This window comes from Gimesia chilikensis, from assembly GCF_007744075.1.
In the GTDB taxonomy this organism is placed as follows: domain Bacteria; phylum Planctomycetota; class Planctomycetia; order Planctomycetales; family Planctomycetaceae; genus Gimesia; species Gimesia chilikensis_A.
In genome coordinates this window covers 3,111,845-3,126,504 of sequence record NZ_CP036266.1, presented here as the reverse complement: position 1 = coordinate 3,126,504, position 14,660 = coordinate 3,111,845, and the positions used below count along the sequence as shown (strand labels likewise).

The window sequence follows — 14,660 nt, the reverse complement described above, 5'->3', positions numbered from 1 at the left end:
TAACTGGAGATAACGAAATGGATCAAAGCCCCATCAATCGTAGAGATTTCCTGAAAACCTCAGGAACGACCGCCGTCGCCGCCAGTGCGATTGCCGGACTGGCCACGGCCCCCGCATTGGGAGCTGGAAACAGTAACGAAGCCATTCGAATCGGATTTATCGGCCCCGGGGGACGCGGTTTTGGTGCTCACGTCAAAAAACTCGTCCAGTTGAAAAAAGATGGTAAAAACATCGAGCTGGTTGCTGTCGCCGATGTCTATTCCGAACACCGTGACCGGACTGCCAACTACATCAAAAAAGAGCTCGGCAACGATGTCGCGAAATACACTGACTACCGCGACATGATTGAGAAGGAAAAGCTGGATGCCGTCGCGATCGGAACTCCCGACCACTGGCATGCCAAGCAGACCATCGATTCCATGAACGCCGGCTTGAACGTTTACTGTGAAAAGCCGATGACGAAAAAAGTCGAAGAAGCCCTGGCAGTCGTTGATGCCTGGAAAAAGACCGGCAAAATCATGCAGGTTGGTGTGCAGTCTACCAGCCTCCCTGTCTGGGATGACGTTCGGGCCCGTCTGCAGGATGGCCAGTTAGGTAAGGTGCTCCAGTTCCAGACAGAATATTTCCGGAACTCTTCCATGGGACAGTGGCGTTACTACGCTCTGAAAAAAGAAATGAACCCCACCAACATCGACTGGAAACTCTGGTTGGGTGTTGATGACGGTCTGGCCGAGTATCAGCCGTTTGACCGCGCTGTCTATGCACAGTGGCGTCGCTTCTGGCCATTCGGGTCAGGGATGTATACCGACCTGTTCGTACATAGAACCACTTCCATGTTGAAAGCCACCGGACTCCGGTTCCCGGGACGCGTCGTTGGTGCAGGGGGGCTGTATCTGGAATACGATGGTCGTGACGTACCCGATGTCGCTACCGTTGCTGCTGACTTCAATGAAGGCGTGCAGGGATTGATCAATGCCACCATGTGTAACCAGGAAACCCGGATCAAACAGATCATCCGCGGACATAATGGTTCCTTCGTATTTGGCAACGGAGAAGGTTTTGATGGGTACGACTTCATCCCTGAACGACCTCAGGTCACCCGTGACAGCTCGCTGAAACAGCAGCGGATTGACGTTGCTCAGATCAAAGACACAACCTACGCTCACTTCAAGAACTGGATCGAAGCGATGGAAGCCAATGATCAGAGCAAGTGTAACAACCCACCTGATCTGGGTGCAGCTGCGATCGCCGTGGTCAACCTGGGCTCCAACAGCTACCGACATGGTAAGGTTTACCACTTCGATGGTGAGACAGGCCAGATTTCGGATGGCGACGGCAGTTGGGCCAAGAAATGGGAAGCCATGTCCGAAGCGCGACAGAAACCCAAGCACATCCCCGGCTGGAAAGCAGGGGATAAGGGAAGCCTTCTGGAAGAGCCCAGCTACATGGCTCTGGCAGGCCCATGGATTGACGGAAAGCCTCCGAAGAACAATCCCAATAATAATGCCGGTTAATACTAAGGTTTAATTTCTCAAATCCCGCGTTCCCTACCCGGAACGCGGGATTTTTTTTACACTGAGAGTAAGAGTTAACCGATCTCGAACTTCGTATTCTTACTGACCAGACTGGAAATCAAGATTAAACATATTACCTCTCAACTTGCCTGCTGTCTGTTTCTGATCATTTTCACTCAGTTGAACGTTTCTGCTGCTGAAAAGAAAGGTTTCACCTGGAAAGATCATCCGGATCAGAAAGTGGCAGACCTGTACTATAACGGTCAACCAGTGCTGCAGTATGTCTACCCGTTTGATAAATCCACCCCGGAAACATTTCACGACACTTACAAAGTCTTTCATCATGTTTACGGTCCCCAGAGCGGAGCGGTGATTACCAAGGGCCCCGGTGGGAAGTACACACATCATCGTGGATTATATGTCGGCTGGAATAAAACCAGCTTTGATGGCAAAACACTCGACTTCTGGCACTGTAAAAACGGAGCCCATCTACGTCATGACAAGTTTATATCAATGCAGGGCGGCCCCGATGCGGGGACAATGACTGCGGAGATCCACTGGGAGGATGGCGACGGGAAGCCCGTGATTATTGAAACACGCAAAGTAACGGTTACTCCGATCAAGGTTTCCAGCTCTGAAGCACCAGCCTGGCAGATCGACTGGCAAACTACCTTACAAAGTAAACGCGGCGAAATTACTCTCGACGGCGATCGTCAACATGCCGGTTTCCAGTACCGTGCCGCCCAGCCAGTAGCCGAGTCCAATAATGCGACCTATGTTCGCCCCGAGGGATCGCCTCAGCAACCGGCTCCCTACCAGGTCTCAGACCGAACCGATCCCGACAAGCATGTGAATCTGGGCTGGCTTGCCATGTCATATGATATTGACGGCAAGCATTACAATGTGGAGTACATGGAAGATCCGAATGTACCGAAACCATCGCGATATTCCGAGCGCCCCTATGGTCGCTTTGGTGCCTTTTTCGATACAAAAATTGATGAAAGACATCCGCTTAAGATGAACTATCGATTGATTGTGAGTGAAGGGAAGACTCCTTCCCAGTCCGAGGTTCAGAAACGTTACGACCAGTTTGTCTCCTCGTTGAAGAAACAGGACTCCTGATGAGTAAACCGACAGTTGCAATCATTGGTGCCAGCACAGACCGCCAGAAATATGGAAACAAATCGGTCCGCGCACATTTGAGCCAGGGATACGAAGTTTATCCTATCCATCCCAGTGCAAATGAAATCGAAGGTTTGACCGCCTATCCCAGCCTGCAGGATGTACCTGCGGAGAATCTGGACCGAATCAGTGTCTATGTGCCACCTTCCGTTGGAATCCAGCTGCTGGAAGAAATCCAACAGAGAGGAGCTAAAGAGGTCTGGTTTAATCCGGGGAGCGAAAGCCCGGATCTGCTGGAGCGGGCACGGGAACTGGGATTAAATGTGATTCAGGCCTGTAGCATCATCGCCATCGGTGAGTCCCCGGCGGATCATGCAGACTAAAACGATCCCAAAATCGCGATTGAGCCCTGCAACTGGTTCGTATAGAATGAGATCAGACACGCTGCAAAGCGGTCTGGATTGATTAACCCTCACTCGGTACGCAATGAAGCATCGATCATGAAAAAATGTAAAGTCTGTAACAAGCCGGCAGTCTATCACCTGACTGAGATTCAGAATGGTGAGGCACAGGCACTGCATTTCTGTGAAGAACACTTTCAGGAATATATCAGCGGGCAGACATCGCAGGACGAATGGGAACCTCAGGATGATGCGACTCTGATTGAACTGAGTTCTCAGGAACTGCAGTTAGATGAAGAGATGGAATGTCCCAATTGCGGAATCACATTTCAGGAATTTCGCAGTGAAGGACGACTCGGCTGCCCGCATGACTACATCGCCTTCCGAGAACCGCTGATTCAATTACTTGAAAACATCCACGGTGAGTGCGTGCACATTGGTAAATTCCCCAAGCGAGCCCCCACTTCCAGTCAGCAGCAGTACAATTTAATCAAACTCCGGCGTGAGTTGACCGCAGCGATTGCAGAAGAAAATTACGAAGCGGCCGCTTCGCTAAGAGACGAGATTTCCAAGCTGGAGCAGGAAGAACATGCAGAGCCGGAATCGGACACCTCTGCCGAGTAAGCTTTCATCGACTGTTTTGACGTCCGAAATACGGTAAATCTGGCTGAAACCCCGTAAAGTCGCACTTTTTTCAGTCGGTCGATTTGTGTCTCCTCCCTGAAATCGTTAGTATTCCTGCAGATTCACAATTCAACCGGGGATGTGGTGGAATTGGCAGACACGCTAGATTTAGGATCTAGTGCCGCAAGGCGTGCAGGTTCAAGTCCTGTCATCCCCACTCAAAAGCACTAATGCTCCTGGCATCAGTGCTTTTTTATTGCGCCTGCTCCAGAATTCGCACTACTTGCGCGTATGTGTCGACTTCGATCAAATCGCCATCCTGGATCATTTTCGTGGCTCTACCTGTGCCAATGAGCGTCGGCTTTTTGAGTTCGCGGGCCAGAATCGCTGCATGACAGGCGATACCACCATCGTCAGTGACAACCGCACCGCAGGTTTTCATGAGTGGGAGCAGGGCAGGATTCGACTGGATCGAAACCAGCACTTCATCAGCCTGAACCGAAAAACCTTGAGAATCCAGGCTCAGAACCACCCGGGCCCGACCACGAAAGATTCCCGGCCAGGCGGCCTGCCCAGTCAACTCATTAGAATCTCCCACTGGCAGACTCTGTCGCTGTTTCGCGAGACGAGTCAACAGATAACCAGTCTGTGAAACCAGATGAAAGCTCTCCTGTCCATCAAGCAGCTGAAAGATGTAGCGTTCTCCGGAATCGATCGACTGCAGACGTGTTTCCAGCAGTTCTCGAGTGACGAGCCCCTGTTTCAGTTCGCTCCATAACACCAGATCACAGGCGCGATCTGGCTGTGAAAATCCCAGCCTTTCAGCAGTCTGTTTCGCCAGAGGTTTAAGCAGTTTTCTTTCAATCACGGGGTAGAGAGAATGAGAACGAATCTGCTCTGCCAGAGAGCGTACCTCAGGATCATCAATCTGATGTAATTCTATATACGTCAGTAACCAGGCTGGAAACACAGTTGTATGCTGGGCAACATCAGCGAAAAAATCCTCCAGTTCTGCCAGATCGGCGAACCCACTCACTCCCTGTTCAATGACGGCCGGGCCCTGTGCATAAATCCCCAATCCATAACGGAGGATACGAATGATTTCGTCTCGATCATTCTGGAACAGATATCCAATTCGATCGAGGAACTCATCAGCCGATTTTTGAGAACTAAACAGATTCATCATACCCGTTTCGTCTTGTATCAGCAGTGCTTCATTGAGATGTGTCCCCAACGTATGATCCGCATGCCTGGCATCCATCCAGTAGGGGAGAATCGAAGCAGCCAGCAGGAAAAACGGACGCCTTACACAAAAATGCCATTCCAGACTTTGATCAAACAGACTTTGATCATACTCAGCAGCCAGCGTAGTGATAGGACGTGCCTGGAGGATCTGGAAGTTCCCATTCTCGATGGCCCATTCCGTGTCGATGGGATGCCCGTAATGATCATGCAATCGTGCCAGGATCCCGGCATATTCCGTAACCTGTGAGGTACTGATTTTAGGCTGGCTGCCTCGACCATCCAGTTCCTGCCAGACGGGCTTCGTATTTCCATCCCCCAGCCAGAGGGCCTCCTTCTGCTCACCGATGACCGACTCCAGTATCTGAAAAGAGTCACGCTCTACGATGAATTGGTCTGGAACAATCCGTCCTGAAACAATGGCCTCCCCCAATCCCAGACAGGCCTCGATCAATTGGATGTCCGGTTCCTGAGTTACCGGGTGGACAGAAAAACCAATGCCCGAAATTTCGCTAGCCACCATCTGCTGTATGACGACCGCCACCGCGATTTCCCCTGAGGCATAACCGTGAGTCGCTCCATAGGCGAGAGCAGATTCGCTGAAGAGAGAGAGCCAGCAGTCGCGAATCCGTTTTGTAATTTCGTCTGGTGACACGTCCAGCCAGGTTTCCAGCTGGCCGGCCCAGGCGCTCGTAGCGCTGTCCTCACAGGTGGCACTGGAGCGTACGGAAACACGCTTTAGCTGCATTTCATCAGTTGCCTGCCTGACAGCCACTTCGAGTGGTTCTGGAAAACAGACTTCCTCGAGACAGCTCTGAATTTCAGCGCGTGCCTGGGCCAGGGACAGTTGATTCGCAATTAGTCTCTGAATGACATCAACGACAGCAAGTTTAGGCTCCCCCTGGAAAAAATATTCTCGAAATGCGCAACTGGAGACCACAAAGCCAGGAGGAACCGGGGCCTTAGCCTGAATCAGTTCTCCCAGCGATGCCCCTTTGCCTCCGGCTTCCGCCACGTGGGTCGCATTGATTTCGGATAGTCGATAGATCAGCTGTGGCATCGCTCTGGTTCTCCTGGATCAGATCATTTTTCAGACCAAAGCTTACCGAGTTCTCTACTGCCAAGAAATACTATTCATTTACACAGATCTCAAAATTATAAAATCCTCATTTCCTGCTGATATTCAGCACCTGGCTATGGAGAGTGATCTGTACTTCAAATCCATTTCTACTTATGGTTCCCCCCTGAACTTTAACTCCCTGGCTGGGACTTGATGCTCCTAATTACGCATCGCAAGCCTGTCCTACTTTAAACCTTTCTCCTGGTTAGTCAGCAACGGACTGTAACATGAGATATTTTCTGCTCTTACTTCCACTGCTACTATTTGAGGGGGATGCCAGTCTTTTTGAGTATCGCACCAAAAACTTCACCGTATACTGCCGAGACGCAACACTCGCAGTTCAAGTGGGAGAAGCAGCCGAGCATTATCGTGATCGACATGCGCGGGAATGGCTCGGGCATCCAATACCCAACTGGTATGCTCCCTGTCCGATTCGAGTTAATGCAGGAGACCATGCAGGGGGAGGGGCAACTACCTTCTCCTTCGACCAGGGACAGGTATTTGGCTGGGATATGCAGGTACAGGGATCTTCCCAAAGCCTGCTGGAGAGTGTTATTCCGCACGAGGTGCTGCACACAGTCTTCGCATCCCACTTCCGTCGTCCCTTACCACGCTGGGCAGACGAAGGGGCTGCGACCTATGAGGAAGCAGAAGCCGAAAAACGACCGATCCGTGAACTGGCTCGCGAAGTCGTCGGCACCGAAGGGCAGATCCCGATTCGCAGGCTGCTGGTCATGCAGAATTATCCGGATAATCTAGGCGGAATCGCTGTCCTGTACGCTCAAGGTTTCTATCTGGCAGAATACCTGATCGATCGAGAAGGGAAACAGGAGTTTGTCCGTTTTTTGGATACTGCCTATCAGACGAACTGGGATACCGCGTTTCACACCCACTACGGTTTCCAAAACCAGGAGGCGGCATACACTGCAGCCTGGCAGAAACATAATCAGCTCGACCAGCAAATTGCCAGCCGATACGAAGTCAAAATGTTTACTGGTGCTGACTGCCGCCAGTGCGAAGAGGATCGCAGGACCATTCTACCTCAACTGCGCGCTCGAGGACTGGTAGTAAAGGTTCTGGATTATGATCGCAATCTCGAACAGGCACGTCAGGAAAATGTAATCGGGCTTCCTACATATATCATTTATGAAAATGGAAAACGGATCGCCAAACTGCGAGAGAGTCGCGCCCTGAGTTCACTGCTGCAGCGTCGCCATTGAGATTGAGTTTATTCTGGGAGATTCGATTACCTGTCGACATTCTCAGAACAAAGCTCCTAACATCTTTTTCGCTTAACATTCCCAGGAACGCCGTTCGATTCCGATCGACAGCTCTGTTGCCTGATGACAGCCGGAATGCCCACCGTCCTAGATAGGCACCTGTCAGGGAATTGCTGTAGATCTATCTACCACATCTAATCAAGATCGATACATGCAACTGTGTAAAGTGTTCAGCAGTTACAGCCGTTTTTTTGAGTCCTCAAAAAATATCGCCCTGGATCCACAAGATTAATAACATTTCTTAATAAACAATCTTGTTGCTTCTCTTTACTCAAAGCATAATAAATTCAGCTATGTGCATCATTGATACACACAGCCTTGGTATTCTCGCGAAGAATCAAGCGCTCTGATTGAACGAAATACTAATCACTTCAATTCTTCTGAATTCTATTTCGTTTCATCAATTATCTTTGAAAGGCACACTCATGCGCACGCGCCCTCACAAACTTGGTTTTACCCTGATTGAATTGCTGGTCGTTATTGCCATCATTGCAATTCTAATTGCTCTCCTTCTTCCCGCAGTTCAACAGGCCCGCGAAGCAGCTCGACGCAGTACTTGCAAAAACAATCTTAAGCAAATCGGGCTGGCACTTCACAATTATCATGACACACATCGAGTGCTGCCTCCGGCAACTATTAACGCTGGTCTGCAGTATTGTGACACAGTCCATGGGGCCACGGGCAACCTGCTCAATCATACCTGCTACCAGATGATCCTGCCCTTTATCGATCAGGCAAATATTTATAATCAGTACAACTGGAGTCTGCCCAGCGGACGCGCTAACCACGGCACTGGTTGCACGGGTTCCGTGACTACAGACCAATATTCGGTTGTGACATCTCCCGTCCCCGTTTTTCTATGCCCCTCTGATCCGGGAACTCAACAAAACTCTACGACTTCTGGTGCTTATTATACAAGTCCCGGATGGCGGACCAGTTACGGCGTCGTGAATTACACGACCGGGGGTAACGGAGGAAGTTGGAGAGCAAACAACAGCACGCTCAAAGCTGCGATGGGTCCGAACGGCGCGGCTCAGTTTCGTGACTTCAAAGATGGAACCAGTAACACTATGGTCATGTGTGAAACCCAGTTGAACAAGACATCGACCAGCTACGGACCTTACTGGAATGCCGCCACACACACCTTTTTCATCCTACCAGGTGTAACTGGTTATACTCTTAATTTTGACCATACCAATGGAAAACAATACGCTTGGGGAGCTGGTAGCCACCATGTCGGTGGAGGTCACATCCTGATGGGTGATGGTGCCGTTCGATTCCTGAGCGAAAATGTGGACCGCGTAGGAGTAGTTCAGGCTCTGGTCTCCATCGGTGGTGGCGAAGTCATTCCGGAATTCTAAACCCGACTTCCTGTCACTGACTTAAAGGTAATTCGACACTGGCCGCGGTGGTTTCGTCCACTGCGGTCGGATTCATTTCTCTGCGACGCTCGCAATTTCTTCTACAGATTTTAACTTTCTGACTGGATCAGATAAATGTATCTTTCTTTTAATTCGCTTAAATTCATTCTCATCAGTTCGTTGCTTTTTTGTTTTTCTGGATGTGCTGGTGGCAGTGGTGAAGCAGTCCCTGAATTGGCGGATGTAAACGGTGTGGTGACTATGGATGGTGCTCCACTGGTTAATGCGAAGGTTATCTTTGAACCTCAGGAAACGACTGGAAATGCCAGACGCCGTGCATCAAGCGCCACGACCCAAGAGGATGGATCATACAACCTGGACTACAACGAAGACGCCTCAGGTGCCTCCCTCGGTAAACACCGGGTTGTAATCATTAAGCTCACTGATAATCCGGAAGACGCAGGCAAACAACTGGTTCCCACGAAATACAACGATAAGTCTGAACTTACGGCAGATGTAAAAGCAGATGGGAACACAATTAATTTCGATCTCAAATCGAAGTAGGTCGCATCAGATCCGGACTGGCTGCTTAGCAGGATCAGTTTTTGGCTCAGCTTTCTCTGAACTGACGTAGTGACTGCTTCGCAGCAGAAACCGCTTTTCGACCAGATTCCACATCAGGATTGCCCCGAGCAACGTCAGGCAGACCGCTGTCCCCAGGAAAGACCAGGCATGCTCTTCAGACCAACCGGCGTTCAAAAGCAACTGGATTAGCGGGAAGTGCAGGATATAAACCCCGTAGGAGAAATCTCCATACTTTCCAAAGTTGCCTGCATACAGAAACAGACCGAAAAACAGGACAATCACTGCCAGCGCAGCAGGTTGCAGCCAGGGCAGGGGAGTCCAGTGATGCGTCAGCAACATGACAGTCGCCAGAGTGACCAAAAGTCTGATATGACGTTCGAAAAAAAGCAGGTAATAAAACAGTGCCGCTCCTGCGATGAAGAAACAAAGCTGCCCGGGTAGTTGGCGTGCCAGCTGTTCATAAAACGGATTCTCTGTCCGGATTGAAGCATCTAGCAACAGTTGGGCATATACGATCGACACGACATAAACGAGAATCAGCAGTGGCAAGCGGGGGACACGCCGCAGGCAATATACCAGCACTGGAACGGAAACATAAAACATCACTTCCACTTTCAGTGTCCAGAGCGCGCCATTCACCGCCGGCATCCGATTCGCTTCAAAGACTCCCGGTAAAGTGGACTGCAGAAAATTCAGAAACGTCAGATTAGCCAGCAGATATTTTACCCAGGTAAAAGAAAAGTACTCAGTCAGAGATAGACGGCTTACCAGAACCAGTCCAAGGGCTGCCAGTAAAATGACGGTAACGTACGCTGGATAAATCCGTCTGATTCGTTTGCTGGTATAAGAGGAAAGCGAAGAGGAACGTTCGTAACTCATCACGATCAAAAACCCGCTGACGACGAAGAATGCCTGGACTGCAATCCGCGATGAAAGATATTCAGGCAGCGCAGCTAACGGACTAAATCCGGAAAGTTCCGCTGCATGCACCAGACAGACTGTCAGAGCCAGCAGCAGCCTGAGCAGATCAAAGTTATTCTTCTTGAGGCGGGGATGATCGAGTGGCAGTAAATCCATTTTCTGACCCGAAATTGACAGTGTGAGCGGCGAAGTACCAGCGAGGACTGTCGCAAAACAGGCAAACTCTGTCAATATGGGTCATTAACGAGACTGCTTTAAAGCGGTTCAGGTAGTCAAAACTGCTTGCATACAGGAGCTTAAAACCGAATCGGAACCGATCTACGTTCGCCCGAAGTCACTTTCAGCTCCAAACGGGCATTCAGTTCCTCAACATGAGCTCGACTCTGTTGCTGCAGATATCGAACCATCTCTTCCCGCTGTTCCGCAGAGATCCGTGGAGACTCAGGGGGTGAGAGCCGAGTCGGGGCCGCCTCTTCCAGAGACGATGCCAGCACCCCCACCAGCCCGGTGGCAATATTCAGGGTCAACAACACCAGATAACGTGTTCTTTTATCGGTATTGACTTCCTCTTCTGAACTTGCGAGCCGCGTGTCCGGTTCGTGAAAAGCAGGTTCAAAATCGAATTCACAATTGCAGAATTCACAACGACTACTGTTACGATCAATGTCTGCTCGACAGCTGGGACACACATGAAATTGCGTCCGAGGATCGTCCTCATGATATCCAGTCATCACGACTCCTTTACTGGTTTGAGGAGAAAGAGCGCGGGTAGCTCAGTCCTTTAGTCGGCCCACGATCAATTGTACCTCCTTGAAAACGGCTGGCAATGTCATTTCAGGAGAGTGGTTCATCAATCAGAAAAATCGACTGATTCAACAGGAGTGTACCGACCAGCACCCGAAGTGAATGGAAGCCACATGACTTGTCTGGAATAATTCTTTTAGATCCAAAGCCGCTACTCTTTAGCATTTTTCTCCCGCAACAGCTTATCGTTGAAATCAGCCGGCTTTGATCCACTCTCAAGCCGCAGGTTAGCTCCCATGCTCCGTTTGTGACTGAAGGGAACTCGGTTCGCCTCTGACTTCTCCAGGATCGCATGCAGATCGGCCCGCATCTTTCTGATCTGCTTCTGATATTCAGGATCAAAAATCAGATTGTGCTGTTCCAATGGATCTTTCTCCATGTCGTAAAGTTCGTCAATATCCCAGATACCATGATATTGGATGAATTTATAACGTGGTGTCCGCAGTGCGAAGGTCGTTGGCGTCTGAGGGAAATTGAATTCCCAGTAATATTCATAGAGAATATTCTTCCTCCAATCGGCTGCCGGTAATTTCCCTGCTGCCAGTTCCAGGAAACTTTGACCATCCATCTGAGGCGGTGTTTTCAAGCCGGCAGCTGCCAGGCAGGTAGGGCCGATATCGATGTTGGCGACGACTTCATCTACCACGGTGCCTGGTTTCCAGAGACCGGGACAGACGCCGACCAGAGGCACACGCATGGACGCTTCATATGCGGTCCGCTTGTCAATCAGGCCATGTTCGCCCCACTGAAAGCCGTTATCCCCCATGTACATGACCAGTGTGTTTTCACCATAGCCGTTGTCTTTCAGCCACTTCCGCACGCGAGCGATCGATTCGTCCACGCTCAGCAGGGCTTCACAGTATAGACGATAATGCTCTTCGATATCCGTATCCTGGTGATAGGCAAAATCAACACCGTGCCAGCTGTTTCGCTGGTTCTTCAGCCACATCGGCTTGTTGAAGTAATTCTCAGAGGTATTGGCCATCGTTTTAGGGATCGGCATCGATTTATCTTTGTAGCGTCCCGCATGACGTTCCGCAGGGTGGAACATCCCATGCACTCCCTTGTGTGAGAGATACATGAAGAAGGGTTTATCCTGCGTTTTGACACTTTCGTTCAACCAGTCGATGGCATAGTCCGTCAGTTCGTCGGTAATGTAACCTTTCTGCGGAACTCTTTTGCCATCGACATTCAATGACCATTTCTTCAAATGTTCGGGCGGGTAATAGTGCCCCTGGCCGCGAAAGGAAACCCATCTGTCGAAACCGGGCCGTGGGTCGTCCGAGTGACCGCCCATGTGCCACTTCCCGAAAAAACCTGTCTGGTAGCCGGCGGCCTGCAGGTATTGGGGAAAGAATTTCGTCCCAGGCGGGGTCAGTACGTTATTATCGACCACACCATGATTGTGCATATACTGTCCGGTCAGAATCGAAGCCCGACTGGGAGAGCAGAGCGAGGTGGTAACGACTGCATTCTTGAAGTAAACCCCCTGTTTGGCCATCGCATCCATTGCAGGAGTCTCTACCCAGGGATGACCGGCAAAACCCATCACGTCATAACGATGATCGTCCGCGAGAATAAAGACCACATTACGCGGTTTGGCACCTTTGATCTTTTCCAGTTTGAGATCTGCAGGAGCGGAATCTGCGGCGGACAGGGAAGTGGTCCCCATCAGGACCAGTAGACAGAGCGTCGAAATCAATCGCATGGCAACACCAGTATAAATTGAGAGTAATTCTTGGTTAGAGACGGATTGTCACACAGACGGGATTAAACTTATACACTCCCAAGTTAGCAAAGGGCACAAGCCAATACAATAAAAGCAGCTCGGGAAACAACGCGTACTCTGGCAACACCTGTAAATCTCCGCATAATACAGGCTGTAAATCCATACGTAATTTTCCACAAAGGGAACAATGGAATGTACGATTGTGTCATTATTGGAGCAGGGCATAACGGACTGGTCTGTGCACATCAACTCGCACGACAGGGTTGGAAGGTGCTGGTCCTGGAACGCCGCGAGCTTGTGGGCGGAGCCTGTGTGACCGAAGAACTCTGGCCCGGCTTTAAGGTCTCTACCGCGTCGTACCTGGTCAGCCTGTTGCTGCCTGAAATTGAACAGGAAATGGAACTGGCTCGTTATGGTTATCGTGTCCTGCCGCGCAATCCGAGTTCCTTCACCCCCTGTACTGATGGGCGTTCTTTGCTGCTGGGACCGGATCTGAAACAAAACCAGGAACAGATCGCGCAGTTCAGCCAGCGCGATGCAGAGCAGTTCCCCCGCTATGAAGCGATGCTGGAACGAATCGCCGAGTGCCTGGAGCCTGCGCTGGTACAGACTCCTCCCGACCTGCTTCCTCTCCCCGCATCCTGGAGATCAATCGGCCTGGGGAAAAAACTCCGCGACACGAAAACAGCCTACCACCTGCATCAGTCACTGAAACGACTGGGAGAAACAATCCCGGAAGCAATCGAACTGCTCACCGGACCAGCTCTGCCGATTTTGGATCGCTGGTTTGAATCAGACGTTCTGAAGTCAACACTGGCAACCGACGCAATCATCGGCACCTTTCAGCCCCCCTCCGCCCCCGGAACCGCCTACGTTTTACTGCATCACGTCATGGGTTCTGCCGGTGGTGCGCGTGGTGTCTGGGGTTACGTCGAGGGGGGAATGGGCGCACTCAGTCAGGCCATGGCCGCCTCTGCCCAGGCATCCGGTGTCGAAATCCGTACCGGCGTTTCGGTGGATGAAATCCTGATCCAGGGACAGCAGACAACCGGCGTCCGCCTCTCCTCCGGTGAAACAATAGCCACGCGGAGCGTGGCCTCCAATGCCGACGCACATGTGACATTCGAAAAACTGATCCCTGCCGGAACACTTCCTCAGAACTTCTCTGCAGCGGTCAGCCGCATCGATTACAGCAGCGCCAGCATGAAGATCAACGTAGCTGTTAGTGAACTACCTGATTTCACCTGTCTGCCTGGCCATAATGAACCCGGCCCACAACATCGGGGAACTATCCACATCGGCGCCAGTTGCGAAGAAATAGAACGGGCCTACGACGATGCCAAGTATGGCATGCCCTCACAAAAGCCGATTATCGAGATGACGATCCCCACTGCAGTCGACAACACCCTGGCACCAGAAGGCCAGCACATCCTCTCTCTTTTCGTGCAATACGCCCCCTATCAGCTTAAGCAGGGGAACTGGGACGAAATCAAAGAAGAGTTCGCCGACCGCTGCCTGCAACGGATAGCGGAATTCGCCCCCAACGTTCCTGCATCAGTCCTGCATCGCCAGATTCTCTCTCCACTTGATTTGGAACGAACCTTCAGCTTAACCGGCGGCAATATCTTTCAGGGGGCAATGCCCGCCCATCAGCTTTATAATCTACGCCCCGTCCCTGGCTGGAGTGATTACCGAACTCCGATCAAGGGACTTTATCTGTGTGGGAGTGCCGCGCACCCGGGGGGGGGTGTGATGGGCGCCTGCGGTCGCAATGCAGCACGGGAGATGCTCCGCGATGGCAAAAATTAATCAGTGCATACATCAGGGAACGCTGATAAAAAAGAAGTCTCAGTTTGCTTTCGCAACAGTTCCAGCTCTCGTAATCGGTGCTGTCGATATCCTGTCCCACAATTCAAGATGAGGAACGAAATGTCTTGCGCAATGCTCATCCTTTGTT

At 50.9% G+C, this 14,660-nt stretch carries 12 protein-coding genes and 1 tRNA gene; 9 read left to right on the top strand and 4 right to left on the bottom strand.

Annotation, left to right across the window (positions count from 1 at the left end):
* The first annotated feature begins 17 nt into the window (after positions 1 to 17).
* From HG66A1_RS11910 to HG66A1_RS11890, 5 genes are all read left to right on the top strand, one after another.
* Complete coding sequence (locus HG66A1_RS11910; RefSeq protein WP_145183810.1) at positions 18 to 1,514, top strand: Gfo/Idh/MocA family oxidoreductase; 1,497 nt, start codon at positions 18 to 20, stop codon at positions 1,512 to 1,514.
* Positions 1,515 to 1,694: 180 nt separating this feature from the next.
* Positions 1,695 to 2,636, top strand: coding sequence for a DUF6807 family protein (locus tag HG66A1_RS11905; RefSeq protein WP_232106809.1), 942 nt, complete (start codon positions 1,695 to 1,697; stop codon positions 2,634 to 2,636).
* Entirely contained in the window at positions 2,636 to 3,019 is a 384-nt protein-coding gene (locus HG66A1_RS11900; protein WP_145183804.1) for a CoA-binding protein, read from the top strand. The genes HG66A1_RS11905 and HG66A1_RS11900 overlap by 1 nt, the downstream gene beginning before the upstream one ends.
* Positions 3,020 to 3,136: 117 nt before the next feature.
* Positions 3,137 to 3,661, top strand: coding sequence for a UvrB/UvrC motif-containing protein (locus tag HG66A1_RS11895; RefSeq protein WP_145183801.1), 525 nt, complete (start codon positions 3,137 to 3,139; stop codon positions 3,659 to 3,661).
* Positions 3,662 to 3,796: 135 nt separating this feature from the next.
* A tRNA-Leu gene (locus tag HG66A1_RS11890) sits at positions 3,797 to 3,878 on the top strand.
* A 36-nt stretch (positions 3,879 to 3,914) separates the two neighbouring features.
* On the opposite strand, the gene HG66A1_RS11885 is transcribed toward HG66A1_RS11890, so the two are convergent.
* The gene (locus HG66A1_RS11885; protein WP_145183798.1) at positions 3,915 to 5,963 is read right to left on the bottom strand and encodes a PEP/pyruvate-binding domain-containing protein; all 2,049 of its coding nucleotides are present in this window, start codon (positions 5,961 to 5,963) and stop codon (positions 3,915 to 3,917) included.
* A gap of 287 nt (positions 5,964 to 6,250) precedes the next feature.
* On the opposite strand from HG66A1_RS11885, the gene HG66A1_RS11880 reads away from it, so the two are divergent.
* The 3 genes from HG66A1_RS11880 to HG66A1_RS11870 all read left to right on the top strand — a co-directional run bounded on the left by HG66A1_RS11880 (position 6,251) and on the right by HG66A1_RS11870 (position 9,228).
* Positions 6,251 to 7,243: a thioredoxin family protein gene (locus HG66A1_RS11880; protein ID WP_145183796.1), complete on the top strand. Its 993-nt coding sequence runs from the start codon at positions 6,251 to 6,253 to the stop codon at positions 7,241 to 7,243.
* Positions 7,244 to 7,728: 485 nt separating this feature from the next.
* Positions 7,729 to 8,664, top strand: a complete 936-nt coding sequence (locus tag HG66A1_RS11875) for a DUF1559 domain-containing protein (RefSeq protein WP_145183793.1) — start codon at positions 7,729 to 7,731, stop codon at positions 8,662 to 8,664.
* Positions 8,665 to 8,799: 135 nt separating this feature from the next.
* Complete coding sequence (locus tag HG66A1_RS11870; RefSeq protein ID WP_145183790.1) at positions 8,800 to 9,228, top strand: carboxypeptidase regulatory-like domain-containing protein; 429 nt, start codon at positions 8,800 to 8,802, stop codon at positions 9,226 to 9,228.
* A gap of 6 nt (positions 9,229 to 9,234) precedes the next feature.
* Here HG66A1_RS11870 and HG66A1_RS11865 read toward each other — a convergent pair whose 3' ends face one another.
* The 3 genes from HG66A1_RS11865 to HG66A1_RS11855 form a co-directional block, all read right to left on the bottom strand.
* Positions 9,235 to 10,326, bottom strand: a complete 1,092-nt coding sequence (locus HG66A1_RS11865; RefSeq protein ID WP_145183787.1) for an acyltransferase family protein — start codon at positions 10,324 to 10,326, stop codon at positions 9,235 to 9,237.
* 140 nt (positions 10,327 to 10,466) lie between these two features.
* On the bottom strand, positions 10,467 to 10,901 hold the full coding sequence (locus HG66A1_RS11860; RefSeq protein WP_145183785.1) for a hypothetical protein: 435 nt from the start codon (positions 10,899 to 10,901) through the stop codon (positions 10,467 to 10,469).
* A 224-nt stretch (positions 10,902 to 11,125) separates the two neighbouring features.
* Complete coding sequence (locus tag HG66A1_RS11855) at positions 11,126 to 12,682, bottom strand: sulfatase (RefSeq protein ID WP_145040038.1); 1,557 nt, start codon at positions 12,680 to 12,682, stop codon at positions 11,126 to 11,128.
* A 213-nt stretch (positions 12,683 to 12,895) separates the two neighbouring features.
* Here HG66A1_RS11855 and HG66A1_RS11850 point away from each other — a divergent pair, with 213 nt between their 5' ends.
* Positions 12,896 to 14,512 carry a phytoene desaturase family protein gene (locus tag HG66A1_RS11850; protein WP_145183783.1) on the top strand — a complete coding sequence of 539 codons (1,617 nt, stop codon included), beginning with the start codon at positions 12,896 to 12,898 and terminating at the stop codon, positions 14,510 to 14,512.
* Positions 14,513 to 14,660: the final 148 nt, after the last annotated feature.

What these genes read in the sequence shown, in the direction of transcription:
- HG66A1_RS11910 (WP_145183810.1), top strand. Translation starts at nt 18, where the DNA reads ATGGATCAAAGCCCCATCAATCGTAGAGATTTCCTGAAAACCTCAGGA.
- HG66A1_RS11900 (WP_145183804.1), top strand. Translation starts at nt 2,636, where the DNA reads ATGAGTAAACCGACAGTTGCAATCATTGGTGCCAGCACAGACCGCCAG.
- HG66A1_RS11895 (WP_145183801.1), top strand. Translation starts at nt 3,137, where the DNA reads ATGAAAAAATGTAAAGTCTGTAACAAGCCGGCAGTCTATCACCTGACT.
- HG66A1_RS11885 (WP_145183798.1), bottom strand. Translation starts at nt 5,963, where the DNA reads ATGCCACAGCTGATCTATCGACTATCCGAAATCAATGCGACCCACGTG.
- HG66A1_RS11880 (WP_145183796.1), top strand. Translation starts at nt 6,251, where the DNA reads ATGAGATATTTTCTGCTCTTACTTCCACTGCTACTATTTGAGGGGGAT.
- HG66A1_RS11875 (WP_145183793.1), top strand. Translation starts at nt 7,729, where the DNA reads ATGCGCACGCGCCCTCACAAACTTGGTTTTACCCTGATTGAATTGCTG.
- HG66A1_RS11870 (WP_145183790.1), top strand. Translation starts at nt 8,800, where the DNA reads ATGTATCTTTCTTTTAATTCGCTTAAATTCATTCTCATCAGTTCGTTG.
- HG66A1_RS11865 (WP_145183787.1), bottom strand. Translation starts at nt 10,326, where the DNA reads ATGGATTTACTGCCACTCGATCATCCCCGCCTCAAGAAGAATAACTTT.
- HG66A1_RS11860 (WP_145183785.1), bottom strand. Translation starts at nt 10,901, where the DNA reads ATGACTGGATATCATGAGGACGATCCTCGGACGCAATTTCATGTGTGT.
- HG66A1_RS11855 (WP_145040038.1), bottom strand. Translation starts at nt 12,682, where the DNA reads ATGCGATTGATTTCGACGCTCTGTCTACTGGTCCTGATGGGGACCACT.
- HG66A1_RS11850 (WP_145183783.1), top strand. Translation starts at nt 12,896, where the DNA reads ATGTACGATTGTGTCATTATTGGAGCAGGGCATAACGGACTGGTCTGT.